The organism is Pseudomonas sp. BR20 (assembly GCF_050780135.1).
GTDB lineage: Bacteria > Pseudomonadota > Gammaproteobacteria > Pseudomonadales > Pseudomonadaceae > Aquipseudomonas.
In genome coordinates this window covers 5906112-5930712 of the sequence record NZ_CP172012.1, presented here as the reverse complement: position 1 = coordinate 5930712, position 24601 = coordinate 5906112, and the positions used below count along the sequence as shown (strand labels likewise).

General features: G+C 58.2%; 17 protein-coding genes and 3 pseudogenes. 7 read left to right on the top strand and 13 right to left on the bottom strand.

The window, feature by feature from the left end:
* Positions 1-127 precede the first annotated feature (127 nt).
* Both ettA and gdhA read left to right on the top strand, forming a co-directional pair.
* Positions 128-1792: an energy-dependent translational throttle protein EttA gene (gene ettA / locus ACHPFG_RS27305; RefSeq protein ID WP_053137900.1), complete on the top strand. Its 1665-nt coding sequence runs from the start codon at positions 128-130 to the stop codon at positions 1790-1792.
* Between the two features lie 298 nt (positions 1793-2090).
* Positions 2091-3428: an NADP-specific glutamate dehydrogenase gene (gdhA, locus tag ACHPFG_RS27300; RefSeq protein ID WP_431700965.1), complete on the top strand. Its 1338-nt coding sequence runs from the start codon at positions 2091-2093 to the stop codon at positions 3426-3428.
* Here gdhA and ACHPFG_RS27295 read toward each other — a convergent pair.
* The 5 genes from ACHPFG_RS27295 to ACHPFG_RS27275 all read right to left on the bottom strand — a co-directional run bounded on the left by ACHPFG_RS27295 (position 3425) and on the right by ACHPFG_RS27275 (position 7284).
* On the bottom strand, positions 3425-3922 hold the full coding sequence (locus ACHPFG_RS27295) for a GreA/GreB family elongation factor (RefSeq protein WP_431700964.1): 498 nt from the start codon (positions 3920-3922) through the stop codon (positions 3425-3427). The genes gdhA and ACHPFG_RS27295 overlap by 4 nt on opposite strands.
* 70 nt (positions 3923-3992) lie before the next feature.
* Positions 3993-4349: a hypothetical protein gene (locus tag ACHPFG_RS27290; protein WP_131699347.1), complete on the bottom strand. Its 357-nt coding sequence runs from the start codon at positions 4347-4349 to the stop codon at positions 3993-3995.
* A gap of 147 nt (positions 4350-4496) precedes the next feature.
* Complete coding sequence (locus ACHPFG_RS27285) at positions 4497-4802, bottom strand: chorismate mutase (RefSeq protein WP_431700962.1); 306 nt, start codon at positions 4800-4802, stop codon at positions 4497-4499.
* A gap of 48 nt (positions 4803-4850) precedes the next feature.
* Entirely contained in the window at positions 4851-6704 is a 1854-nt protein-coding gene (locus ACHPFG_RS27280) for a DUF4105 domain-containing protein (protein ID WP_431700960.1), read from the bottom strand.
* Between the two features lie 91 nt (positions 6705-6795).
* Complete coding sequence (locus ACHPFG_RS27275) at positions 6796-7284, bottom strand: DUF3015 domain-containing protein (RefSeq protein ID WP_027605327.1); 489 nt, start codon at positions 7282-7284, stop codon at positions 6796-6798.
* A 267-nt stretch (positions 7285-7551) separates the two neighbouring features.
* On the opposite strand from ACHPFG_RS27275, the gene ACHPFG_RS27270 reads away from it, so the two are divergent.
* Positions 7552-9990 (top strand): Lon protease family protein, encoded by a 2439-nt coding sequence (locus ACHPFG_RS27270; RefSeq protein ID WP_431700959.1) that lies wholly within the window; start codon positions 7552-7554, stop codon positions 9988-9990.
* A gap of 298 nt (positions 9991-10288) precedes the next feature.
* A complete protein-coding gene (locus tag ACHPFG_RS27265) occupies positions 10289-10606 on the top strand; it encodes a hypothetical protein (RefSeq protein ID WP_131699350.1) in 318 nt (105 codons plus the stop codon).
* Between the two features lie 6 nt (positions 10607-10612).
* Here ACHPFG_RS27265 and ACHPFG_RS27260 read toward each other — a convergent pair whose 3' ends face one another.
* Complete coding sequence (locus tag ACHPFG_RS27260) at positions 10613-12436, bottom strand: hypothetical protein (RefSeq protein ID WP_431700957.1); 1824 nt, start codon at positions 12434-12436, stop codon at positions 10613-10615.
* 164 nt (positions 12437-12600) lie between these two features.
* Between ACHPFG_RS27260 and ACHPFG_RS27255 the strand changes: the two genes are divergently transcribed.
* Positions 12601-13089: a TIGR00645 family protein gene (locus tag ACHPFG_RS27255; RefSeq protein ID WP_017253710.1), complete on the top strand. Its 489-nt coding sequence runs from the start codon at positions 12601-12603 to the stop codon at positions 13087-13089.
* Between the two features lie 14 nt (positions 13090-13103).
* Here ACHPFG_RS27255 and ACHPFG_RS27250 read toward each other — a convergent pair whose 3' ends face one another.
* From ACHPFG_RS27250 to ACHPFG_RS27230, 5 genes are all read right to left on the bottom strand, one after another.
* Entirely contained in the window at positions 13104-14543 is a 1440-nt protein-coding gene (locus ACHPFG_RS27250) for an ArnT family glycosyltransferase (protein ID WP_431700956.1), read from the bottom strand.
* A 146-nt stretch (positions 14544-14689) separates the two neighbouring features.
* Positions 14690-16852 (bottom strand): methyl-accepting chemotaxis protein, encoded by a 2163-nt coding sequence (locus ACHPFG_RS27245; protein ID WP_431700954.1) that lies wholly within the window; start codon positions 16850-16852, stop codon positions 14690-14692.
* A gap of 133 nt (positions 16853-16985) precedes the next feature.
* Positions 16986-18101, bottom strand: coding sequence for an HD domain-containing phosphohydrolase (locus tag ACHPFG_RS27240; protein ID WP_431700952.1), 1116 nt, complete (start codon positions 18099-18101; stop codon positions 16986-16988).
* Positions 18102-18176: 75 nt separating this feature from the next.
* Positions 18177-19109 carry a chemotaxis protein CheV gene (locus tag ACHPFG_RS27235; protein ID WP_145336607.1) on the bottom strand — a complete coding sequence of 311 codons (933 nt, stop codon included), beginning with the start codon at positions 19107-19109 and terminating at the stop codon, positions 18177-18179.
* Positions 19110-19447: 338 nt separating this feature from the next.
* Positions 19448-19699, bottom strand: coding sequence for a DUF6124 family protein (locus tag ACHPFG_RS27230; protein ID WP_431700950.1), 252 nt, complete (start codon positions 19697-19699; stop codon positions 19448-19450).
* 811 nt (positions 19700-20510) lie between these two features.
* Between ACHPFG_RS27230 and ACHPFG_RS27225 the strand changes: the two genes are divergently transcribed.
* Both ACHPFG_RS27225 and ACHPFG_RS27220 read left to right on the top strand, forming a co-directional pair.
* Positions 20511-21644: an MFS transporter gene (locus ACHPFG_RS27225; protein WP_431700948.1), complete on the top strand. Its 1134-nt coding sequence runs from the start codon at positions 20511-20513 to the stop codon at positions 21642-21644.
* 428 nt (positions 21645-22072) lie between these two features.
* Positions 22073-22723 (top strand): annotated as a pseudogene (locus ACHPFG_RS27220) (asparaginase).
* Positions 22724-23005: 282 nt separating this feature from the next.
* On the opposite strand, the pseudogene ACHPFG_RS27215 reads toward ACHPFG_RS27220, so the two are convergent.
* Together ACHPFG_RS27215 and ACHPFG_RS27210 are read right to left on the bottom strand one after the other, a co-directional pair.
* Positions 23006-23605: pseudogene (locus ACHPFG_RS27215) on the bottom strand (methyl-accepting chemotaxis protein); the annotation flags it as partial.
* 306 nt (positions 23606-23911) lie between these two features.
* A pseudogene (locus ACHPFG_RS27210) lies at positions 23912-24571 on the bottom strand (MCP four helix bundle domain-containing protein); the annotation flags it as partial.
* Positions 24572-24601: the final 30 nt, after the last annotated feature.

Genomic DNA, 24601 nt, shown 5'->3' with positions numbered 1-24601 from the left:
CGTTCCAGCCCCAGATTTTCAGGCTTTTCCGCTCGCTGGCATTGATGATAGTCAACTGCCCGCGCGGCGCATGGCCTGGCACGGGCTTCGCCCGCTTAATTCATCAGTCACAGACGCTAGGTTCACCATGGCTCAATACGTCTTCACCATGCATCGGCTGGGAAAAGTTGTTCCGCCGAAGCGGGAAATCCTGAAAAATATTTCGCTGTCCTTTTTCCCGGGCGCCAAGATCGGCGTGCTCGGCCTCAACGGCTCGGGTAAGTCCACACTGCTGAAAATCATGGCTGGCGTCGATACCGAGTTCGAAGGCGAAGCCCGCCCGATGCCGGAACTGAACATCGGCTACCTGCCACAGGAACCGATCCTGGACCCGACCAAGACCGTGCGTGAAGTGGTTGAGGAAGCCGTCAGCGTGATCAAGGACGCCCAGGCCCGCCTGGACGAGGTCTACGCCGCCTACGCCGAGCCGGATGCCGACTTCGACAAGCTGGCCGCCGAACAGGCCAAGCTTGAAGCGATCCTGCAGGCCGGCGACGGTCACAACCTGGAGCGCCAGCTGGAAGTCGCCGCCGATGCGCTGCGCCTGCCGGCCTGGGACGCCAAGGTCGAATTCCTCTCCGGTGGTGAGAAACGTCGCGTGGCCCTGTGCCGCCTGCTGCTGTCCGCTCCCGACATGCTGCTGCTCGACGAACCGACCAACCACTTGGACGCCGACTCCGTCGCCTGGCTGGAGCACTTCCTGCACGACTTCCCGGGCACCGTGGTTGCAATCACGCACGACCGGTACTTCCTGGACAACGTTGCCGGCTGGATCCTCGAGCTCGACCGCGGCGCCGGTATCCCTTACGAGGGCAACTACTCCGGTTGGCTGGAAGCCAAGTCCGACCGTCTGGCCGCCGAATCCAAGCAGCAATCGGCCCACGAAAAAGCCATGAAGGAAGAACTGGAGTGGGTGCGCAAAGGCGCCAAGGCCCGCCAGTCCAAATCCAAGGCACGTCTGCAACGCTTCGAAGAAATGCAGTCGCAGGAATTCCAGAAGCGCAGCGAAACCAACGAGATCTACATCCCGGCCGGGCCGCGCCTGGGTGACAAGGTCATCGAGTTCAAGAACGTGACCAAAGGCTATGGCGATCGCGTGCTGATCGACAACCTGTCGTTCTCCATGCCAAAAGGCGCGATCGTCGGCGTTATCGGTGGTAACGGTGCGGGTAAATCCACCCTGTTCCGCATGCTGATGGGCAAGGAAACCCCGGACTCGGGCACCATCGAAGTTGGAGAAACCGTGCAACTGGCCTGTGTGGACCAGAGCCGCGAAGACCTGGATGGCAGCAAGACGGTATTCCAGCAGATCTCAGACGGTTCCGACCAGATCCGCATCGGCAACTATGAAATCCCGTCGCGCACCTACGTCGGTCGTTTCAACTTCAAGGGCGGCGACCAGCAGAAGTTCGTCAAGGACCTGTCCGGTGGTGAGCGCGGTCGCTTGCACCTGGCCCTGACCCTGAAAGAGGGCGGCAACGTCCTGCTGCTCGACGAACCGTCCAACGACCTCGACGTTGAAACCCTGCGTTCCCTGGAAGAAGCCCTGCTGGACTTCCCGGGCGCCGCCATTGTGATCTCTCACGATCGGTGGTTCCTTGACCGCGTCGCGACCCACATCCTGGCGTACGAAGACGACTCCCAAGCCGTGTTCTTCGAAGGCAACTACACCGAGTACGAAGCGGACCGTAAAAAGCGTTTGGGCGAAGCTGCTGCCCAGCCGCACCGTGTACGGCACAAAAAACTGGCCTGATCCGGCTGGTTTGAAAAAAGCGGGGCCCTCGGGCTCCGCTTTTTTTTGCGCATTTTTCCCAACCCACACCGATCAAATGTGGGAGGGGGCTTGCCCCGATGGCTATTTCCTTGCTGGTGCATCGCCTGCCTTGGCAATCCCCTTTTAAGTGCGATAAATCCCTGTTTCCTGGGTTTATTTATATCTAATGCACCATTTAAATTCACAAAGGCGACATTTTGCCCTGTCGCGGTGCGGCATGAATTGATAAAGTCCGGCTCAATCTCATTTAAAAACAATCAATTTGCCGAGACTTTTCATGATCGAATCCGTCGAATCCTTCCTCGCCCGCCTGAAAAAACGCGACCCCGACCAGCCGGAATTCCACCAGGCCGTAGAAGAAGTCCTGCGCAGCCTGTGGCCGTTTCTTGAAGCCAATCCCCACTACCTGACATCGGGCATCCTGGAGCGCATCTGCGAGCCGGAGCGGGCGATTACCTTTCGGGTGTCGTGGGTGGATGATCATGGCAAGGTCCAGGTCAACCGAGGCTTCCGTATTCAGATGAACAGCGCCATCGGCCCTTACAAGGGCGGTCTGCGTTTTCACCCGTCGGTAAACCTGGGCGTGCTCAAGTTTCTTGCCTTCGAGCAGACCTTCAAGAATTCCCTGACCTCGCTGCCCATGGGCGGCGGTAAAGGCGGCTCGGACTTTGATCCAAAAGGTAAGAGTGACGCCGAAGTCATGCGCTTCTGCCAGGCGTTCATGAGCGAACTGTACCGCCATATCGGCGCAGACGTGGACGTACCGGCCGGCGACATCGGCGTGGGCGCCCGTGAGATTGGCTTCCTGTTCGGCCAGTACAAGCGCCTGAGTAACCAATTCACCTCGGTGTTGACCGGCAAGGGCATGACCTACGGCGGCAGCCTGATCCGCCCGGAAGCCACCGGATTCGGGTGTGTGTACTTCGCCGAAGAGATGCTCAAGCGCGACGATCAACGGGTAGAAGGCAAGCGCGTGGCGGTCTCTGGCTCCGGCAACGTAGCCCAATACGCGGCGCGCAAGGTCATGGACCTGGGCGGCAAGGTGATTTCCTTGTCCGATTCCGAAGGCACGCTGTACGCCGAAAGCGGCTTGACCGAGGAGCAATGGTCGGCGCTGCTGGAGTTGAAAAACGTGCAGCGTGGGCGCATCAGCGAACTGGCCGCCCGTTACGGCCTGGAGTTCCGCGCCGGTAAAACCCCTTGGGAACTGGCCTGCGATATTGCCCTGCCATGCGCTACCCAGAACGAACTCGACGCCGAAGCCGCCCGCACGTTGCTGCGCAACGGCTGCATCTGTGTGGCCGAAGGCGCCAACATGCCGACGACACTTGAGGCTGTGGATATTTTTATCGAGGCGGGCATTCTGTTCGCGCCGGGCAAGGCATCGAATGCCGGCGGCGTCGCCGTGAGCGGCCTGGAGATGTCGCAGAACGCCATGCGCCTGCTGTGGACCGCCGGTGAAGTGGACAGCAAGCTGCACAACATCATGCAGTCGATCCACCATGCCTGCGTGCACTACGGCGAAGAGAACGGTCGGATCAACTACGTGAAGGGCGCGAACATTGCGGGCTTCGTGAAAGTTGCCGACGCGATGCTGGCCCAAGGCATCGTCTAAGCCTCGGTTTCGATGCGCAGCACTTCGATCAACTGATCGCCGACGGGGCGCTTCCACAGCACCTCGTCACCCACCTGGGCTCCCAGCAAGGCACGGCCCAGGGGCGAACCCCAGTTGATCAGGCCGGCGCCGGCATCGGCCTGGTCTTCGCCGACCAATTGGATACGCTGTTGCTCGTCATGCTCATTGGCGAAGGTCACCCAACTGCCGATCTGCACCTTGTCGGTGGATGTAGCGGGCGCCACCACCTGGGCGCTCTGTACGCGCTGGTTGAAGTAGCGCAAATCCCGCTCAAGGTCGGCCTGGCGCTGTTTGTCGGCCTGTTCGCCCTTGGCGGATTCGGCGCTGTGTTCGGCCTGTAGCTGCGTAACCTTGGCCTGCAATTGCGCCAACCCCAGCGCGGTCAGGCGATTGGGCTGCTCACTGACCTGACGCTCCACCGGTTGATCGGCCTGGGCGGCCGCGTTGTCCTCATTTACAAAAGCTCGGCTCATGACGTTCTCCCTCTATGGAGCTTGGGCCATGTTCGCCGCGCTTTAGTTTCGATGGATGTCTGAAAGCGACCTATTGCGAGCGATAGGCCCGCGCAGCATCTCGGTTCTTCTCCTGCTGCCAGGCGCGCTCGCGGTCGTCCCAGTGGTCGTTCTTGTAGTCGCGCAACTCCTCGTTCTCGCGCATGGCCTTGCACTGGCGAAAACCATCCTCCCAGCCTGCGGCGTATTCCCGGTCTTTCAGGTAGCGGGGAACGTTCTTGCGAAACTCCCCAGTGATCACGCCAGCGGCCTGGCGACCGCTGCTGCAGCCATCATCAAAGCCATCGGCAAAGGCCGGTGGATAACCCTTGGCGAGCAACTCCTGATGAGTCGATTGGCAACCCGCCAGCCACACCACCGCACACAGCATTACTGCATACCGCCACATCGCTTGCTCCCTCGCCGCTTCACGGCTGATAGGGGAAGTCTAGATAGGGATTTGTCGGGGAGGCGTGAAAGGGGTGTGAGAAAGGTGTGGAGCGCGATGAGATCGAGCGGTGGGCGCCGAAGCCGTTGGCGCCCTCACCACAAGGGCCTATGTTGCCTGGTTGGTCGCCAGAGCCGCGTGTTCCGCCAATTCCTGCTGGATAAACGCCGCGATCATCGCGCGATAGACCTGCTCGGTCACCTCGGGGTTGGCGCCTACGGCTTCCGATAAACCCCGCACCTTGGCAATCACCTGCTCAACCCGCTGTGGGGCCTTGACGCCATCGGTGTCTTTTTTGAAGCGTGCCGCCTGGGAGACGTAGCGGCCGCGTTCGGCCAGCAGGGTGACGATTTGCTGGTCGAGGCGGTCGATGTTGTTTCGAACTTCTTCAAGGGTGGTGCAGGTAACGGCCATGTCGAGTGAGCTCCTGATTGTGCGGGCAATGCTGACAAAAGGTGTTAGTCAGTAGTGATACCACTTCACCTCAAGCATCACTTCATTCACCGGCGTCGACAAGTGGCTGTACTCGCGCTGTGCACTCAGGCGCAGGCCCAGGTTGCGGGACAGTTCCCACTGCTGGTTCAGGCTGAGGCTGCGCCGCACTTCACCATTGGTGAAGAAATCCCCTTTTGCTTCAAGGCTCAAATTGCCCAGCGGGTTTTTCCACAACACGCCGGTATTGAACCCGGCAGCGGGGGAGATGGCTTCGTTGAAGTCATTGTTGTGTTCCACGCGCACGGTGCCGAGGGCGAAGCCGAGCATGTCGTCGCTCAGTTGCCAGGTGCCGCCGGCGCCGCCGTTGACATGGGCGACCAGGGTTTCGTCGTCGTGTTTACCGGGTACGCGCTCCAGGCCGCCGGTGACTTGCCAGGACCACGGCTGCAGCAAGGCGTTGCGCGGGGTCAGGGAGCGGATGGTGGCCAGGTCCAGTTGCTGCAGTTGCCAGTGGTTACCTTCGTACTGGCGCAGTTTCATCTGCAGGATTTCGATCTGCGCGCCGAGGGGGAAGCCTTCGGCGTTGTCGTTGAGGTCGTGGTAGGCCATGCGCAGGCCATATTCGCCGAAAGCCTTGTCGCCGCGTGTGCCGATGCCGGCTTGCCAGGTACGTGACTCATGGCCGTTTTCGGGCAGGCCGGGGGGCGTAATCTTCAGGTCGGGCGCGGGGTTCTGGTTGATCGCGCGCAGCAGTTCGAAGCTGCGTTGGGAGCGTGCGGTGTCGCGTTCGAGGCCATTGGCGCGGTAGCGACCCAGGCGGTAGGCGGCGTCGATGATCAGGGCCTGGCGGTCGCGAGGTAATGCTTTGAAGGCCGGCGCCTGCAATTGCTGCTGGTCGTCGCTGACCTTCAGCACCCATTGTTGCTCGTCGCTGTCCAGCGGCTTGGCGCGCTCCAGCAGCTCGCGCTCACGGGAGGGGCGGTAGTCGATCTTCTCGACCAGGCCGGCCTCTTTCACTGCCTTGACCGTGTCGGTGGGGATGGCGGTAAGCGGGAATTGTTCGGTCAGGCGCAGGCCGGGGCGGGCCACTTGCAGCAGTTCCAGCAGGCGATAGGAGCAGTTTTCATCGAAGAAGAAGTAGTCGAACTGGATCTGCTTGAGCTCCCACACGTGCTCGACCATGCGCTCGGTCTCGACCTGGGTGAGGTTGAGGCGGTATTCCCACAGGTCACGGTTTTCGAGGCTGCGGTATTCCGAGAGTTTTTCTTGGTAGGGCACCAGGGCGAACAGGCCGGGGTAGCCGCCCATCAGGCCTTTCCAGGCATATAGGATGCTGTTGTCCGAGCCTTCGATGTAGGCGCCGAAGTTGATCGCGTAGCTGAGCAGCGCGGTCTTGTTGCTCTGTACGTCGGCCTGGTCGATACGCAGCAGGGTGTGGCCGAACATCGACGACGGGCTGTTGAGGTAGGCCGCCGGGAAGATCATCACCGCGCTATGGGGCGCGACGTCCTTGAACCATTGCTTGAATTCTTTGCAGTCCACGGCAGGCAGGTCAGTGAGGTGCAACTGATCCTTGAGCCAGCGGGTACGTGCGGGATAAACGCATTGGGCGTGTTTTTCACCCAGGCTGGCCGGAGCGTAAAGCGCGTCGACGGTGGCCTTGAGTTCTGCTTCCGGGTGGTGTGCGCCATCGGCGGCGAGGAAGAATTTCTTTTCACTGACATAACTGCGCCAGCCACTGATTTTGCCGGCTTCGTAATGGCCTAAAGAGAGCCAGAACGGATCATTGGCCAATTGCTGCAAACGTTGATCATCAAGGTGCGGTGCCGCGTACAGCGGGGCGCAGGCGAGGAGTGCCATCCAGGCAAAGCGTTTGAGCATAGGGGCAACTTAAGTCGGAAATTAGAGAGACCCAAAGGGAGGCGGGTCCAAAAATAAAACCCGCGCCTGGGGAGGCGCGGGCAGGTCGAGCTTAAGCCTGGGTAGCGTATTTCGCCAGACGGGCATCGCCTTTCAGTACAGCCAGGGTGTTGTTGTGCACGTCTTCAGCGGTCACATCGGCCTTGCTGAAGATTTGCTGGAAGTGCTCGTGAGCCACAGCCGCGAAGTGCTCGCGATCTTCCGGAGCAACGCCCAGTACCACGGCGTAGGTGGTCAGTGCTTCACCATTGCCCTTGGCCATGTCTTCGGACAGCTCGTTCATCATGCCATTCATGGCAATCCAGGACTTGCCGCCGTAGGTCAGCGCGCTGTTGGTGCTGCAGCCGTTGGTGCCCGAGGTCATGCCGAAGGTGGCGTTACCCGAGGTACCGTTGGTGGTGGAAGCCAGGAAGTGCGCCGGAGTACCGCGCTGGCCTTCGAACAACATGTTGCCCCAACCGCAGTTCGGGCCGCCTGGTGCTTCAGCCATTGCATTGAGGGAGACGACGGTGAAGAGAGTACCGAGAAGGATCCGTTTCATAGCTTTGTTCTCTTTGTGTGCAAACCAATGGACAAGGGTTCAGGCACTTCATAGCGCCCCTGGGATCGGTTATTAGTCCAACCCGCGCAGTTTGGAGTTTAGGCACGTTCCAAGGGTTCCGTGTGTTTTTATAAAACAATCAGCAATGTCACGTTTTTCTTGCAGGACGTATCCCGTGTCTATGCTTTCCCTACGGCTCGCCTTGCCAGAGCGCGCAACGGAGAGCCAGAATGCCGTCATCTGCCCCGCCTGATGTAAGGAAGCCCGATGCCTGATCCTGTTGCTGCCAGCTTGCGTCTAGCGCCCGAAGCGCTGACTCGCCCTTTCTCCGCTGAACAGTTCAGCTTCTCGACCACCAATGATCTGGAGCCCTTTCGCGGTGTGCTTGGCCAGGAACGCGCGGTTGAAGCGTTGCAGTTCGGTGTGGCCATGCCACGCCCCGGTTACAACGTATTTGTCATGGGCGAGCCGGGCACCGGCCGCTTTTCGTTCGTCAAACGCTACCTGAAGGCCGAAGGCAAGCGCCTGCAGACCCCGGCGGACTGGGTCTATGTGAATAATTTTGACGAGCCTCGCGAACCCCGCGCCCTGGAGTTGCCAGGCGGTGCGGCAGCGGCGTTCATTGCCGACATCAATGGGCTGGTCGACAACCTCGTCGCGACCTTCCCGGCGGTGTTTGAGCACCCTACTTATCAACAGCGCAAAAGTGCCATCGACCGCGCCTTCAATCAGCGTTACGACAAGGCCCTGGACGTAATCGAACGCCTGGCGTTGGAAAAGGATGTGGCGCTGTACCGCGACAGTTCAAACATCGCCTTCACCCCGATGCTCGACGGCAAGGCGCTGGATGAGGCCGAGTTCTCGCAGCTGCCGGAAGTGGATCGCGAGCGCTTCCATACGGATATTTCCGAGTTGGAAGAACGCCTCAACGAGGAGTTGGCCAGCCTCCCTCAGTGGAAGCGCGAGTCCAACAACCAACTGCGTCAGTTCAACGAAGAAACCATCACCCTGGCCCTGCAACCGTTGCTCGCGCCGCTGTCGGAAAAGTACGCCGAGAACGCCGGTGTCTGCGGTTACCTGCAGGCCATGCAGGTGTACCTGCTGAAAACCGTGGTGGAACAATTGGTGGACGACGCCAAGACCGACGCCCAGGCCCGCAAGCTGCTCGAAGAGCAATACTGCCCGAGCCTGGTGGTGGGTCATCCGGTCAACGGTGGCGCGCCGGTGGTGTTTGAACCGCACCCAACCTACGACAACCTGTTCGGCCGTATCGAATACAGCACCGACCAGGGCGCGCTGTACACCACCTATCGCCAGTTACGCCCGGGGGCGTTGCACCGTGCCAACGGCGGCTTTCTGATTCTTGAAGCCGAGAAGATGCTCAGCGAGCCGTTTGTATGGGACGCCCTCAAGCGTTCCCTGCAGTCACGCAAGCTGAAGATGGAATCGCCCCTGGGCGAACTGGGCCGCCTGGCCACCGTGACCCTCAACCCGCAGATGATCCCATTGCAGGTCAAGGTGATCATCATCGGTTCGCGCCAGTTGTATTACGCGCTGCAGGACGCCGATCCGGACTTCCAGGAGATGTTCCGGGTGCTGGTGGATTTCGACGAAGACATCCCGATGGTGGACGAGAGCCTGGAGCAGTTCGCCCAGTTGCTCAAAACCCGCACTTCGGAAGAAGGCATGGCGCCGCTGACCTCTGACGCGGTGGCGCGCCTGGCCACCTACAGCGCACGGCTGGCAGAGCATCAGGGCCGTTTGTCGGCGCGTATTGGGGATTTGTTCCAGCTGGTGAGTGAGGCGGATTTTATCCGTCACCTGGCAGGCGATGAGATGACCGATGCAGGCCATATCGAGCGTGCACTGAAGGCCAAGGCCACGCGTACCGGGCGTGTGTCGGCGCGCATTCTCGACGACATGCTCGCCGGGGTAATCCTGATCGACACCGCCGGCGCGGCGGTCGGCAAGTGCAACGGGCTGACGGTGCTGGAGGTCGGTGACTCGGCGTTCGGTGTGCCGGCGCGGATTTCCGCCACGGTGTACCCGGGCGGCAGCGGCATTGTCGACATCGAGCGTGAAGTTAACCTCGGGCAGCCGATTCACTCCAAGGGTGTGATGATCCTCACCGGTTACCTGGGCAGCCGCTATGCCCAGGAGTTCCCGCTGGCGATCTCGGCGAGCATCGCGCTGGAACAGTCCTACGGTTACGTGGACGGTGACAGCGCGTCCCTGGGCGAGGCGTGCACCTTGATCTCGGCCTTATCGAAGACGCCACTCAAGCAGTGTTTTGCCATCACCGGTTCGATCAACCAGTTTGGTGAAGTGCAGGCCGTGGGCGGGGTCAACGAGAAGATCGAAGGTTTCTTCCGCCTGTGTGAAGCCCGCGGTTTGACCGGTGAGCAAGGGGCGATCATTCCCCAGGCCAACGTTGCCACGTTGATGCTGGATGAGAAGGTGCTGCAGGCCGTGCGCGCCGGGCAATTCCATATCTATGCGGTGCGTCAGGCGGATGAGGCGTTGAGCCTGCTGGTGGGCGAGGATGCCGGTGAGCCGGACGCCGAGGGGCAGTTCCCGGAAGGCACCGTCAATGCCCGCGTGGTCGAGCGCTTGCGCGCGATTGCCGAGATGATCAGCGAGGAAGACTTGAAGGAAGCGGAGAAGGAGCTGGCGCAGCAGGCGCTGGCCGAAGCCAGGCCCACCTGAGTTCTGAGGCCAGGCCGGATCAAGCATGTGGGAGGGGGCTTGCTCCCGATTGCGATAGGTCAGTCACGTAGATGTCGACTGACACACTGCATCGGGAGCAAGCCCCCTCCCACATTTGGATCTGGTTGCGTCACTAAATTGACTTCCTTCTGGGGGGCTAATGTCCGTTGGTCCCTACAGCCTTGGTTTGTCGTGTTTTTCTTCTATTCTGAGCGTAGGGATATCCACAGGAGTCGCTGGATAGAAACAGCCTCGCCATAGGTTGAGGTTGAACACCGATCTACCGAGGGTCGCCGCCATGCCGCGCAACCTTTGCCTTACCCGCCAGTGCTTCGGCCTGGTTACCCGAATCGAATGTTCCGTTCGCCCTCTCGCGGGGGATAACGGGATGTGGACCTTGTTGTTTGCCGCTGGAATGACCGGCGAACAGCCTTCCACGATCAAATCCCAGGGTCCGTTTCATGGGCCCTTCGTGGCAGAAACCATGCTGCAATCGATCGTCGAAAGCCTGACCCTGCACGGCTATGAGCTGGCGGGTGACCCGCAGATCTGGTGCCTGCACATGCAGGCCCATCTCCGCCAGCTCAATGGCAGCCATGAGCAACTGGCGCTGTAGGCGCGTTTATTTGCTCTCGGGCTTGTCCAATTTGACCTCAAAGCCGTATTGCACGGTACTGAGGTCGGTGCGCTGGTAGCTTTCCAGTGCCGTCGGCTGGCCGTAGAAATAATGCACGTCAAACAAGGCCGTGCCGTATTCCTCGGCACGGTGGCTGACGCCGAGGATTTCCTTGAGGTAGTTGCCGCTGGCGTCCTTGGCGTAGAAGCGCCAGCTGTCGGCGGGGAATTCCTTTTGGTCGACGATCAGTGCGTTGTCCTTGAGCGACAACCCCTTAGGCAGCTTGGCCGCATCGATGTCGCCTTTCTCGATAGTCGCCAGGAACAACGGGATCGAACCCACGACAAACGCCGGGTTTTCCGGGAACAGGTTGAGGTCGTAGGTGAGAGTGCCGCGGGCCGGGTTCAATTCATACGCCTCGGTCGGCAGCTCAATAGGCTCGCCGCGTTCACCTTTCTCGTCGGCAGTGAAGAACGTCACCGGTGATTCGCTGCTGTTGCGCTCGCTGCCCACCAGGTCGTCATTGAAGGTGAATGGGTGGTCGAACACGATATGGGCGGCGCTGGCATCTTCGACGGACTGGCTGATGGTGACGCTGTTCTTCAGTTGTTCCTCGGTCAACGATGCGTCCTTGAGCCAGCTGGCGGCGCCGTCGTCATACACGGTGACCGGCATGGGCAAGGCTTGTACGGTCTTTTCCAGGCTGTTCTTGTCGAAGCGCAGGACCGGCAGGTCGAGATCTTTGCGGGTGACCGTGGCCGTGGAGAAATCCAGCACGTTGATCTGCAGGGTGTCGATCAGGCCATTGAAATAGACCTTGGCGTAATGGCTGCTTTGCTTGTGTTCGAAGGCTTTCTGCTCATCGACCAGTTGCTTTTCAAATGCGTCGGACCAGGCCTTCTGTTTTTGCATCTCGGCCAATTGCTTCTGGTAGAACTCGACTTGCGCGCTGCTTTCGTTGATCGAACCCGAGCGTGTGAGGAATTGCCCGGTGCTGTCCCGCGCCTGTACCAGCAAGGGGTTAGGCGATTCGTCACCCACTTCCGGTGCCAGCGGTTGGCTGTTGGTCAGTTCGATTTCGGCGTAGTTCTTTTCCAGGAGCAGCAGGTTGACGGTGATATTGCCTTCGGTGCGTTTGTGGCCCACGTCCTTTTTCGACAAATCGAAAGTCAGCGCTTTGCCCGGTGCGATCACTTCTACCGTGCCCTTGAGGCGGACGGGTTGCGGCTGGCTTTTGTTTTCCGTCTCGATGCCATCGATGAACGGATAGGTGACCGTCAGGTCATCCGGGTTGGTCAGGTTGGAGCTGCTGGGGCTCAACTGGATGCCGGGATCAGTTTCCGACCATTCCGGCTGGAACGGCACGACCTTGTTGTTGCTCAAGGTGACGGATTGCCATTCCAGGCCGTGGGGGAAGGGGAACTGGTCTGGCACATTGAAGTTGAACGGGAAGACCGGCTGCAGGTCGGTCAGGTAGTCCGAATGTGAGGCTTTGCGCAGTACGAACAAGCCATTGATGTAGGTGTCCACCAGCCCTTGCGGCGTGGGGTAGTGCTTGAGCAGGGCGAGGGTGTCTTCGCCGTATTCGGCTTCTATGGGCTTGGTGGCCAGCTTGACCCGCGCCCGTTCCAGCAGCAGCAGCGAGCCGCCGAGGTCGGCAATGGCGTCGCGCAGTTTCGGATCCTGGATGCTGTCGAGGGACTGTTCGAACTTTGCGGTTTTCTCTTCGAGGGTGGCCTGTTTCTGCTCATCGCTTGGGGAACAGCCGCCGGCCAGTAACAATGCGGCGCACAGGCCAACGCTGGCCAAAGGGGATCGCACATCCATCATCTGATTTTTTTCCTGTCCGACGTCATCGAGCCGAGTTATTGGGCTCGACACTAGCAGAAAAATTCTCTTACAGATGCCGCCCAGGTCAGTTTTCTCGTGGTTACAGGTGTCTTATAGCGGCTGGTATACTCGCCGCCATTTCTAGCCATGCTGTGTGAGATCCAATGGAACGCTTTATCGAAAATGCTATGTACGCCTCGCGCTGGCTGCTGGCGCCGATCTATTTCGGCCTGTCCCTCGGGTTGCTGGCGCTGGCGCTGAAATTCTTCCAGGAAGTGATTCACCTGCTGCCGAGCGTGTTCTCGATGGCCGAGTCCGAGTTGATCCTGGTGCTGCTGTCGTTGATCGACATGGCCCTGGTCGGCGGCTTGCTGGTGATGGTGATGATTTCCGGCTACGAGAACTTCGTCTCGCAGCTGGATATCGATGAAAACAAGGAAAAGCTCAACTGGCTGGGCACCATGGACTCTTCGTCGTTGAAGATGAAAGTGGCGGCCTCCATCGTGGCGATTTCCTCCATCCACTTGCTGCGCATCTTCATGGACGCCAAGAACGTCGATCCGCAACACCTGATGTGGTACGTGATCATTCACATGACCTTCGTGATCTCGGCGTTCGCCATGGGTTACCTGGACAAGGTCACCAAACACTGATGCCCGCGCCGGCCTTACTGCTCGATGAAGTAGTAGGGCTGGCGGTTGATTGCCATCTCCTTGATCACCGTGACCTTGGCGGTCAAGTCGTTGGTATGGTCCAGCAGCGCAACGTTGCCGGGCTTGGCCGCGAGGTAGCGGTGCAGGTCGGGTTCCGTCTGCAGGATCTTCAGGTACCCCTTCATATAGAACACGCCGGCCCCCGCGATCCGCTCGTTGGGCTGGAACAGCGCGACTTCCTTGCCTTGCGCCTGCAGCGCCTGGACCTGAATGATCACCGGTACGAATGACTGGCGCGCATCAGCTTTTGGCGCGAACCAGAATGCGGTCACCAGATAGCAGGCGATCAGCAGGCTGAAGACACCGCCGATCACGTGCCGGTGGTAGCGGTACAACGCCGGCTTGTGATCCTTGAGCCATTCCAGCAACACCCGGGCATATTCTGCGGCCAGTACGGCGGCGGCCGGTGTCAGGGCCATCAGATAAACCGTGCGCTTGCTTGAGGCCAGCGTCAGCAGGGTGAATTGCGCCACCAGCCATACGCTGAAAAACAGGCGATAGCGGTTGCGCACCAGGCTTCTACGGAAATGCCACAGGCCCAGGTACACCAGGATGTTCCACGGCAGGAAGGCCTCGGGCAGCTTGGCGATGTAGTAGTAGAACGGTTCGTAGTGCCCGGCCTCCACAAACGAGCCGCTGAAGCGCCCGACGCTGTTGGTCCACAGCACTTCGCCAACGGCCTGCATTCCGCCGCGTTGGAACAGGAAGCCCAGCCAGATCATCAGCGGCACCAATGCCAGCAGGGTAAACAGCGCCGGTTTGAGCCAGTCGGCGATGCACAGGCGCTTGTCCATCAGGCTGGTGCTGGCCAGGTACACAAAGATCACGATGCCCGGCATCGCCAGGCCCAGTACGCCTTTGCTCAAGGTGGCGATCGCCATCCCGGCGGTAAACAGCGCCCAGGCCCAGGTCGTGGAGCCTTGGCGCTCGGACTCAGGCCGCATCGCCTGGTAGAACGCCAGCAGCGCGGTGGTCACGCCGAGGCTGAGCAGTGAGTCTTCCCCCACGCCGCGCACATTGCTCCAGTAGCTGGCCATGGTCGCCAGGATCAGCGCCGCGCTGAAGGCCAATGTTTTCGGGCGCCCGAACCGGCGCAGCATTCCATAGAACAGCATCACGCTGAACAGACCGGCAAATGCCGAGGCCAGGCGTACCGCCCCAGGCGTGCCACCGAACAGGCGAATCGCTCCGGCGTCCAGCCACAGGCTCAGGGGCGGTTTTTCCAGGAAGGGTTCACGAAACAGTTGCGGCACGACCCAATCATTGTCCAGGTGCATGGCCATGGCGATCCCCGCGACGCGGGCTTCGGTGGAGCCTTGCAGTTCGTGGTTTCCCAGGGCAAAGAAGAACAGCAGACCAGCAAGCAGGAGCAGCAGGGGAGCGGGGCGCGTCATGGGTTGTGGCTACCGGGGCAGGGGACCGCTCGGGGGAACGGCCCGCAATCGGCGAGTATAGGGAGGCGATTCTTAATATTTGATGAACGAAGAGTGGATTTAAGGGGCTGGGCCAGGGGTAACGTCCCCTGGCTTCGCGTGAGGCATTACGAGGCTTTGACTTTGAACCGGCTCAGGCCCTGTTGCATGGAGTTGGCCCGCTCCGACAGGTTCTTGGCCGCCTCCGCGCATTGCTGGGAGTTGACCTGATTCTGCTGGGTGACTTCGTCGATCTGCTCCAGGCCGATACTCGCCTGTTGCAGGCCGGAAGCCTGCTCACTGGAGGCTTGGTAGATCAACGACACCAGGCTGGACACCGTGCTGGTGCCGGTGACGATATTTCGCAACGAGTCGGCTGTGCGGCCGGCGATGATCATGCCGCGCTGGGTCTTGGTCGAAGAGTCGGCAATCAGCGCGGCAGTTTGCTGGGCGGCTTCGGCGCTACGGGCGGCGAGGCTCCTGACTTCATCGGCGACCACCGCAAAACCGCGACCCAGTTCGCCGGCGCGTGCCGCCTCGATGGCCGCGTTCAACGCCAGCAGGTTGGTTTGAGCGGCGATGTTGTCGATGGTGGTAATAATGGCAGTGATGTCTTTGCCCGAGTTGTCGATCTCCGCCATGGCCGCGATCAATTCGCTCATCAGCTTGTCGCTTTCTCCCGCGTCTGCGCGCGAAGCCTGGGATTGCTCGTCGGCCTTCTTCGCATTAGCGGCGTTGTCGGTGGTCTGCGCCGCCATCTGGGTCATCACCGCACTGATTTCGGTGATGGACGAAGCGGAATTGGACGCGCCGTCGGACAGCGACTGGCTTAACTCGGTGACCTGTGCGGAACTGCCGGTGATTTGCGTGGCGCTGGCCTGTACCTGGGAAATTAAGTTGTTCAGGTTGCCGACCATTTTTTCCAACGACTTGCCCAGGGTGTCATTGGGCGAGGACAGGCGTACTTCCAGATCCAAGTCCCCCTCGGAAATACGCTCGGCCACGCGCACCTGGCGTTGCAGGCTTTCCGACATATCGTTCAAGGCAAAGGACAATTGGCCCACTTCATCTTCAGATTTTTGCACCAGCCGGCGCGAGAAATCACCCAGGCTGATGTTGGCGGCCAGGGCGGCGGCTTCACGAATCGGACCGACGATTTTCGCGGTGGCGAACCACAGTACAAGCAATGCCAGCAAGGAGATGCCGACGCCAACCGAGACCTGCCAAATGCTGCTCTTGACGCCGCGTGACTGCAGTTCCTGCTCCAGGGCCATGGCCTGGCTCATGACCACCGCTTTGGGCAGATGGATCACGATCGCCCAGGGCTTGCCGGTGCGCCCCAGGTTGATCGGCATCTGCACTTCGATTTCCTGGGAGTCCGGGTTGAGTCGGCTGTCGCCCTGGCCCTTCTGCATATTGGCCAACACTTTTTCCCACGTGTCGGGCAGCAAGGCCTTCAGTGACTGGCCGATGAGTTCCGGGCGTTTACTGTCGGCCACCACCAGCCCTTGATTGCTCAGGATCGCCACGGAGCCTTTGCCGCCATACAGGTCGGCGGACATTTGCTCGCTGAGCTTCTGGATAAACGAGATGTCGAAGTCAGCACCGACCACGCCGTAGAACTTACCATTGGCGGTGATAGGGACCGATAGCGTGGTCAGCCACACATTTTTGCCTTGCACCACATAGGGAAGCGGGTCGAGGACGCTTTCTTTCCGAGTGTCCCGAGGGCCGGAGTACCAGCCGCCCTTCAACACGCCATTGGGGTGGCGGGCATCGGAGTCGTACTCAACCAGCGGTTGCACGGCGATATTGCCATCCGAGCTGCGTGTCCAGTAGGGGGTGAAGCGGCCCGTCAACGGGTTGTTACCGCCCTCATTGATACGAAAGGCTTGATCCTGGCCGTCCAGCGCATCCGGCTCCCAGCATGAATATGTGCCGTTGAAGTCGGGGTTGTCCTTGAGCACGCTGAGCAGCATCGTATTGATCTGCTCACGACCCAGGGTCAGCGGGCTCTGGGCACTTTTACTCGCCCCCAGCGTATTGGCCATAGTGCGTGCCGAATCCAAGGCGTTCTGAAGTTTTGCCTGGATGGCATTGGCACGCGACTCGGCCAGGTTTTGCACTTCGCGGATGGTGGCGCTTTCAATCAGGGTTGAAACTTCCGTGCCGACATAGGCTTGATTGGCGGTTGAGGAATAAAGGCCATATAAGACCAGGCTTGCACACGAGATAAACAGGCAGAGCCCGGCGGTGAAGCAAATTCGAGTCTGCAATGAGTTGAATTTCATGATGTTTCCTGCCCATGCTAAATAGTCGCCAACATCATCGAATGTCGACATTTCGGTACTTTTTTTGCGCAAGGCATAGTGTTTTATCATTGGCTGCTTAGGCATAGACATGCGGTACAGCGCTGGGGATTGCTTAATGCTCTTTGGGCATCTCTTCATCGAGCCATAAACGTTCGGTGTTTTTAAAGCCATAACGCTGGGTCGGTACTCGCGCGACAATCCGGTCGGGTTGTGCGGGATCACTCAGGTCTATTATTTTCTGTGTGACATAGATATTTAGAACGGGCAGGAAGAACACTTTTATTTTTGGCGTCAATAAAGAGTCGGGATGTTGTTCTATCACGACGCCGATACTGCCACTTTTCAATTGAACGATAGAGCCGACCGGGTAAATACCCACGGACTTTAAAAACGCGCTGAATACCTCGTCATCAAAATGCCCCTCCCATGTGGACATTTTCTGGATGGCGACGGCGGGGTCCCAGCCCTGGTTGTAGGAGCGGTCCGAGGTGATTGCGTCGTAGACATCGCACACCGCCGCCATCCGGGCCACCAGGCTGATCTGGTCCCCCGCCAACTGATGGGGGTAGCCGGTGCCGTCGACTTTTTCGTGGTGATGCAGGCACACATCCACGACCATTTCGCACATCTGTGAGGCCGCCAGCAGGGTTTTTTCACCTTCCAATGGATGGGTGCGCACCAGCTGCAATTCGTCACTGCTCAGCCGGCCGGGCTTGTTGAGGATGGCGCCCGGTATGGCCATTTTGCCGATGTCGTGCAGCAGCCCGGCCATCCCGACGCGCCGAATCACTGCGGTGGACAGCCCCAATTGATTACCCAAGGTAATCATCAACGCACACACGGCGACCGAATGCATGTAGGTGTAGTCGTCGATGCTTTTCAGGCGTGCAAGGCTGATAAAGGCATCGGGATGGCGGGCGATCGAGCTCGAAATGTCGTCCACCAGTGCACTGATGTGTTCAAGCTCCAGGGCCCGGCCCATGCGGACATGGCCGAACATTTCGACAACGGCGGTCTTGGCGCGGCTACAGATTTCCTGTGCGGCGACCAACTCGTCTTGCATGGATGTTTGGATGACTGGGTTAGCTGGCGCAGCCGCCGTGGCAGGCGCGGCCGGCTGAGCACCGCAGCCCAAGGCGCACGGCGCCTCAGACTTTGCGCCGCCCCGCCAAAATGGCTTTTCCTCGCCGTCAGGCGCCTCAAGGTTGAGCTCATTGCACTTCAACATGGTATGCCCTCTGTTGATGTTTTTGTTATGTGTTTCCCATCAGCCTCCTTGGCTTGAATCTTGTTGTTTTGCGCTTCAGATAGGGCTCGCAGCCTTGATACGCGCGACTACGCGGCCTGCCAGGTCATCCGGGCGAAACTTCGCCAGGAAGTCGTCGGCCCCGACTTTCTTGACCATGGCCTGGTTGAAACCGCCCGACAGGGAGGTGTGCAGCACGATATGCAACTTGGCCATGCGCGGGTCGCTGCGGATTTCGGCGGTCAGGGTATAACCGTCCATTTCCGGCATTTCGATGTCTGAAATCATCATCAGGAACTCCTCGTCCGGGTTGCGCCCCTCGTCGAGCATGGCCCGAAGGTAATCCAGCGCCTGGCGCCCATCGTTCAAGGCGACCACCTCGACGCCTACCGTCTCCAGGCAGCGGGTCACCTGTTTACGCGCCACCATCGAGTCGTCCACGGTCAGCACACGCAGGTGCCTGGCCTGCTGGGTGACCGCGTCATCCACCACGCCAATGGATATTTCTTCGGACGAGGGCGAGATTTCCGTCAGCACCTTTTCCACGTCGATGATTTCGACCAGACGATCATCGGCACGTGTAACGGCCGTCAGGTAATTGTTGTCACCGCTGCCCTTGGGGGGCGGATGAATGTCTTCCCAGTTCAAATTGACGATGTGCTCAACCGCATAGACCAGGAAACCCTGAACGCGGTTGTTGTACTCCGTAAGTATAATAAAGGCGCTTTCTTTATCCGTGATGCCGGGCAGCCCTGTTGCCATCGCGAGGTCTAGAATAGGGATACAAGCGCCGCGGATATTGGCAACGCCACAAATGTTGTTATTAGACTTTGGTAGTAGAGATAACTTAGGGCAGCGGATAACTTCCCTGACTTTAAAGACGTTGATGCCATACAGCTGGTGGTCATTGAACCGGAATAGCAATAACTCGAGCCTGTTCTGGCCTACCAGTTGTGTACGGCTGTTAACGGATGCCATTACACCTGCCATACACACCCCTTAATTCTGGTTGGAACAGCGTTGATGTCGTAATGACATTAGCATATGTAGGGGGATGTAAAATATATGTGAAATAAAAATTATCGAGAGGTTTATCGTTAAAGCAATAGCGACGCGGATGATTAGCTATTCAGGCGGATGTTTGAAATTAGTTAGTTGGCTAACTTGCTGGTTTGAGTGTTGATAATGATTAAGATTGGAAACCCGTTTGCGGGGGGCTTGAAGCACTCGACACGGTCGGCCTCGCTGAACGTCAACGACCTGCTCGACAAGAAATATTTCGATGCCATCAAAAGGCCGAGACGCGGAATGCGCCTCGGCCTTTTTGGTTACTGGAATGTTTGCGCGTCTTGAGTGAGTACCAGCACTCGCTCGACCAACAGTTCACCCAGCACGATCAATTGTTGGGCGCCCAGTAACTTGTGACGGTTGGCGCCTTCGAGTTCGAAGGCCAGGTCGGTGGTCATGGCGTTGAGTGAGGCGAGGGTTTCGCTGGCCTGGATCAGCAGGGTTTCGGGGGAGATGTCCTGAGCAAGGGTGAAGAGGGTAGCAGAAGGGGGGTTGGAGGTGATTTTTGTCATGGCTGAAACTCCTTGATTGATGGAGTCGCCAGACATCGCTGCTAAACGAAAAGGGTGGCGACTGAGCGCGGGTTAGCAGACCAGGAATCAAGGAACCCGGCGCACCCGAAAGTGCCCCACGCACAGCCGCCATAACGCGAACCAGCCGACGCGAGAAGCATCGTTGGAACGGAGGGTGGCTTTGCCGGCCTTGATATTAACCGAGCTGCTAAACCCGGTCGCTGATTTTGCAGCGACTGGGGGAGGCTATCCGCGTCAGTCACAGCGCGCCAGTTCATCAAGCGCGCGACATCTTGCGGGAAAATTCCGAAGGCCCGTCCTGCGGTGCCGCCAGCCCCGAGTTGAAAGTGACGACTTCCGAGTTCGCCTAACTTGAGTGCTGTCTTTCTACTGCAACGCCGGTTGTCATGCAGCGCACGTCGTAACTGATAAGGCGAGCGTGCATTGAAGTTCACATGCCCTGGGGTTTTGTGACCCGGCATAATGATTGGAAGACGAACCTGATTGGAGTGCGTCCCTCACTGGAGATAAACCCGGCTTTGGCTTGAGAAGCACAGGCAAGCAGGCGGTTTGGCGACGCTCGCGAACGCTGTCGCCAGTCGGTTAACCTTCAACGTATCTGGACGATGTTTCGGCCTTCGGCTCGCCGAGTATGATGTGTCCGTGGATATCTAACGTAGAAGGTGTCGAACCCACCCGCGCAGCGCCGGCAACGCGAGTGGCTTCACCATGACTCAGCAGTGAACAGGGATGGACATTATCGATGGTCAGCTCAGCCTTGCGGATAGGGTGTGCAGTCAGTGTGCTGTGTATGGCCTCGTTCACGATGGTGACGTCCGAGTTCGCCCCCATTGGTTTGTTGTCGCAGATATCATCCGACCTGGGTCAACCCCCGTCTACCGTCGGGCTGACGGTGACGTTGTACGCATGGATCGGCGCTGCCAGCGGCTTGTTATCCAACTGGCTGAACCGCTGGATTCCGCGCAAGACGCTGCTGATCGCGTTGATGCTGATACTGGCCGTATCCAACGGCCTGGCGGCGTTATCCCCCGAATTTTCGACGTTGCTCGGCGCCCGCGCCGTCGGCGCATTGGCCCATGGTGTGTTCTGGGCAATCGTGGCTGCCACTGCCGCGCATATTGTGCCGCTGCATCGCATGGGGCTAGCCACCTCGATCGTGTTGGGCGGCATAACGATCGCCACGGTCATGGGCGTTCCGTTGATCAATCTGGTGGGTCAATACGATGGCTGGCGCACGGCCTTTGTGTGTCTGGCCTTGATGTGTGTTGCCAGCGCCGGTGCGATAGCACTGGTGCTTCCCAGCATGCAGATTCATTCGCTTGCCAGGGGTGTCGGGTTCGCAGCGGTGCTGCGGCGTAAGGATCTGTTGATCACTTACGTCATTACCGGCCTGACAGCGGCTGCGCATTTTGGTGCCTACACTTTCGTCGAACCGTTTATTGGCCAGATACCTGGGATTACGGCGTACTTGATTGCTGTCTTGCTGTTCGCCTTCGGGGCCGCAGGTTTCCTCGGCAATCTGCTTAGTGCGCTCTTTATTGATCGCTACTTGAGCGCTTTCATTCTGATAGCGTTGATTGCGATGGCATTGGCCTTGGTGACCCTGGGCATTTACGGTCCTCTTCTGGGCATCGCGCCGGTGGTTATCTTGCTGGTGATCTGGGGGGTGGCCATTTCCGCTTTGTTTACTGGCCTGCAGACCTGGGTGTTGAGGATTGCCGGTGATCACACGGTTCCGGCCACGGCAATCCATACCGCTGTACTGAATAGCGCGATCGGGCTGGGTGTGATTATCGGTGGAGGTGCGTTGAATGTGGCCGGATTCAAGGGGGCGATGCTATCGGCCAGCGTGGTTATTGTGCCCGCCATCGTCCTGATGGTTGCCGCAGGCGTTCGCGCTCGGACAGAACCAGTCTTCTCGTGAAGCAGGAGGGGGGGATTTCGTTGGCTAATATCTGCGTTGATAAGGCTTAGGCGGGCAGATTGCATCATCAAAACGGCCACCAGCCTGCAAGTGGCCACCGGCGTGTGCTTAGGGATCATCCGGGCTATTACGACCCTGACTGGAATATCACTGGGAGTACCAAATCGCCTGGAACACTAAAAGCCTCGAAAGCCCTCAATGGCCCCGAAACCCTTGTATTTACTGAATTTCGGGCACAAAAAAAGACGTCCGTGGACGTCTTTAGATGCCGGGGTCATCTGAACCGATTATTGTAACCGTCCGGGCAACACACCTTACCTTTTTGCTGCCTCATAAGTGGGCACCTATATAGCCAGGTTGGCTGGATTAGCTTGAGGCATCACAATGATGCTTAACTCACAGGCGTTATTTACTCGTTTCAGGATTCTGTGAGGCCGTCACCAGCCCATACTCCGATTGTCGTAGCAACGCGGAACACTCATGTGGAACTCATCCACTGGGGTTCACTTGTCGTGGTGGATGCCACAGGCGCATCAGTTATGCATGTCGAACACCCTGACACCTACATATTTGCGCGCTCGACATTGAAGTCTTTTCAAGCGTTACCACTGGTAAGGGATGGGGAGTAGCATCAATTTGGATTCTCTGCGACAGAGCTAACTATTATCTGTGGCAGCCACTCTGGCGAGGATTTTCACGCAATAGCAGTCACCCGGCTGCTTGAAAAAATTTCCAGGTCAGAAACTGACCTACGTTGCGGATGCAATCACCGCTTCAATACGGTGAACACAACCTTCCACTGCTTGGGAGCAACATTTCATCAGAGGCATAACAACTGTTCAGGTAAACATGCGGAATTTCTAGGCTACTGTTTGTTACAGGGACATAACCAAAATTACCTTGATCCGGCCCCCCCCCCTCTCCAAGTAGATATCCGTGAAGGGATTGCGCTGCTTGCAAACCTTCCCTCATACCAGCTTCGGTCTGGAATAGACGGTTGCAGTGCTCCAAACTTCGGCATGCCATTGTCGCGCCCTGCTCTGGGCGCGTCTTGCCACGGGCGAGTCGGGCATCGATAGTGATCACGATAATGCGTTGTCGTCGATTGCTTGCGATGGCTTCCCACCCTGAGGTGGTGTCAGGTAGGGCATCAAAACGGCTGGAGCCTACCCTTGGAAGTAGGCTCCATCTCTCAAAAACGAAAGGTGGCTGTTTAGCTATCCTAAAAGTGTGCCCACCCTAGACTTACTACTTTTTGAAATCTTCTACAATATCGACTTAAGCACGGAACGCGGCGCGGCTTTGGGACAAGGACAAAGTGAAGACCATGCGGTAGCAGACCTCATTCATACTACGGTCGGCTATAGGCGGAATTCATTAACCATACGGTTCAGCTCCACTGCTAACTTCGAAAGCTCAGAGGTGGCTATAGCCGTCTGATTAGATCCGTCAGACGCCTGACTCGACAAATCTCGGATACTAACTAAGCTTCGATCCACTTCTCGAGCTACCTGGGCTTGCTCCTCAGACGCTGTCGCAATCAGGACGTTCCTTTCCGTGATGTCGGCAATGGATTCGGTAATTTCTACCAACGCCGCCCCAGCACCTCGAGCTGTATCAAGTGTTTTTTGCGCTTGTGTATCAGTATTAGTCATTGCAGAAACGGCGGCTCCAGTGCCTTTTTGGATGGTAGTGATCATTTGTTCAATCTCGCTCGTCGAGATTTGTGTCCTGTGCGCCAGAGCCCTGACCTCATCGGCAACCACAGCAAAGCCGCGACCTGCCTCTCCTGCCCGCGCTGCCTCGATTGCAGCGTTGAGTGCCAGCAGATTAGTCTGTTCGGCGATGGCCCTTATGACGTCCAGCACCTTGCTGATGTCGGTAGCCATCACAGCCAGCCTTTGAACCTCGCTTGAAGCGGCCCCGACGCTTGTGACCATTAGCCTGATCGCTTCGACGGTTTCATCAACACGTGCTCGACCTGATACAGCGGCTGAATTCGACCGCGTAGCGGCCTCAGACGCTGCAGAGGCATTCCGAGCGACTTCTTCAACTGCAGCGCTCATTTCGTTGACAGCTGTAGCAGCCATCTCTACTTCATGGCTCTGTTGCTGCATTCCTGTATTGGCATTTTCGGTAACGGCATGCATTTCCTCGGAGGTGGACGCCAGTTGGTTAGACGAGTCAGATATCGATACGAGTGTGGTTCGCAAGCTGCCCTGCATGGCTTTGAGAGCACGCATGAGTCGCGCCACTTCATCAGTGCCTTGTACATCTATAACTTCGCTGAGGTCATTCTTTGCGATCCGCTCAGCGATTGCTAATGACCGATTTACCGGGGCGGTGATGCTTCGGGTGTACATGAAAGCCAGGACGATTGCCGCCAATGTGCTTACAAAGATGAAACCGCCAACGATCAACTTGGTTTGATCGTAAATACGCGTCGCGTTTTCGCCGGCGTTATCCGCCTTAGTATTATTGAGCTCTATCAGCTTCTGGAGAGCTGTGTATACGCGATCCCCTGCACCCTTCATTACCTCGTTGGAAAGGTTGACCGCCTGTTCGAATTTTTCAGCGCTTGTAAGGGCTAGGTACTGATCCTGGGCATCATTATAAACGTCATAGGCTTTCGTCAGTTCCCCGACAAGCTCTTTGCCCGTAGGAGTCACGATTAAAGGCTGGAGTGTCTGGATCAGGTTACGAAAATCCCCTCGAGATTTTTGCAACTCTGCCAGCGATTGAGCCCTGCGCCCAGCAGGCTCAATGGGGTTACGGAGTCTGGAATTATTATTTCTGATGCTTAGAAACTCGCGGTCCATCTTGGCGAACAGCGAAATGCTGGGCACTACGTTATTTTCTACAAATTTCTCAGCATCGTTCAAATTCGATGCTTGTTTGAGAGCAACCAATCCCAACCCAATGATCATCAAACAGAAAAAACCGAAGCTAAGCGCGGA

Coding starts and splice junctions, on each gene's coding strand:
- ettA (WP_053137900.1), top strand. CDS start 128: ATGGCTCAATACGTCTTCACCATGCATCGGCTGGGAAAAGTTGTTCCG.
- gdhA (WP_431700965.1), top strand. CDS start 2,091: ATGATCGAATCCGTCGAATCCTTCCTCGCCCGCCTGAAAAAACGCGAC.
- ACHPFG_RS27295 (WP_431700964.1), bottom strand. CDS start 3,922: ATGAGCCGAGCTTTTGTAAATGAGGACAACGCGGCCGCCCAGGCCGAT.
- ACHPFG_RS27290 (WP_131699347.1), bottom strand. CDS start 4,349: ATGTGGCGGTATGCAGTAATGCTGTGTGCGGTGGTGTGGCTGGCGGGT.
- ACHPFG_RS27285 (WP_431700962.1), bottom strand. CDS start 4,802: ATGGCCGTTACCTGCACCACCCTTGAAGAAGTTCGAAACAACATCGAC.
- ACHPFG_RS27280 (WP_431700960.1), bottom strand. CDS start 6,704: ATGCTCAAACGCTTTGCCTGGATGGCACTCCTCGCCTGCGCCCCGCTG.
- ACHPFG_RS27275 (WP_027605327.1), bottom strand. CDS start 7,284: ATGAAACGGATCCTTCTCGGTACTCTCTTCACCGTCGTCTCCCTCAAT.
- ACHPFG_RS27270 (WP_431700959.1), top strand. CDS start 7,552: ATGCCTGATCCTGTTGCTGCCAGCTTGCGTCTAGCGCCCGAAGCGCTG.
- ACHPFG_RS27265 (WP_131699350.1), top strand. CDS start 10,289: ATGCCGCGCAACCTTTGCCTTACCCGCCAGTGCTTCGGCCTGGTTACC.
- ACHPFG_RS27260 (WP_431700957.1), bottom strand. CDS start 12,436: ATGATGGATGTGCGATCCCCTTTGGCCAGCGTTGGCCTGTGCGCCGCA.
- ACHPFG_RS27255 (WP_017253710.1), top strand. CDS start 12,601: ATGGAACGCTTTATCGAAAATGCTATGTACGCCTCGCGCTGGCTGCTG.
- ACHPFG_RS27250 (WP_431700956.1), bottom strand. CDS start 14,543: ATGACGCGCCCCGCTCCCCTGCTGCTCCTGCTTGCTGGTCTGCTGTTC.
- ACHPFG_RS27245 (WP_431700954.1), bottom strand. CDS start 16,852: ATGAAATTCAACTCATTGCAGACTCGAATTTGCTTCACCGCCGGGCTC.
- ACHPFG_RS27240 (WP_431700952.1), bottom strand. CDS start 18,101: ATGTTGAAGTGCAATGAGCTCAACCTTGAGGCGCCTGACGGCGAGGAA.
- ACHPFG_RS27235 (WP_145336607.1), bottom strand. CDS start 19,109: ATGGCAGGTGTAATGGCATCCGTTAACAGCCGTACACAACTGGTAGGC.
- ACHPFG_RS27230 (WP_431700950.1), bottom strand. CDS start 19,699: ATGACAAAAATCACCTCCAACCCCCCTTCTGCTACCCTCTTCACCCTT.
- ACHPFG_RS27225 (WP_431700948.1), top strand. CDS start 20,511: ATGGCCTCGTTCACGATGGTGACGTCCGAGTTCGCCCCCATTGGTTTG.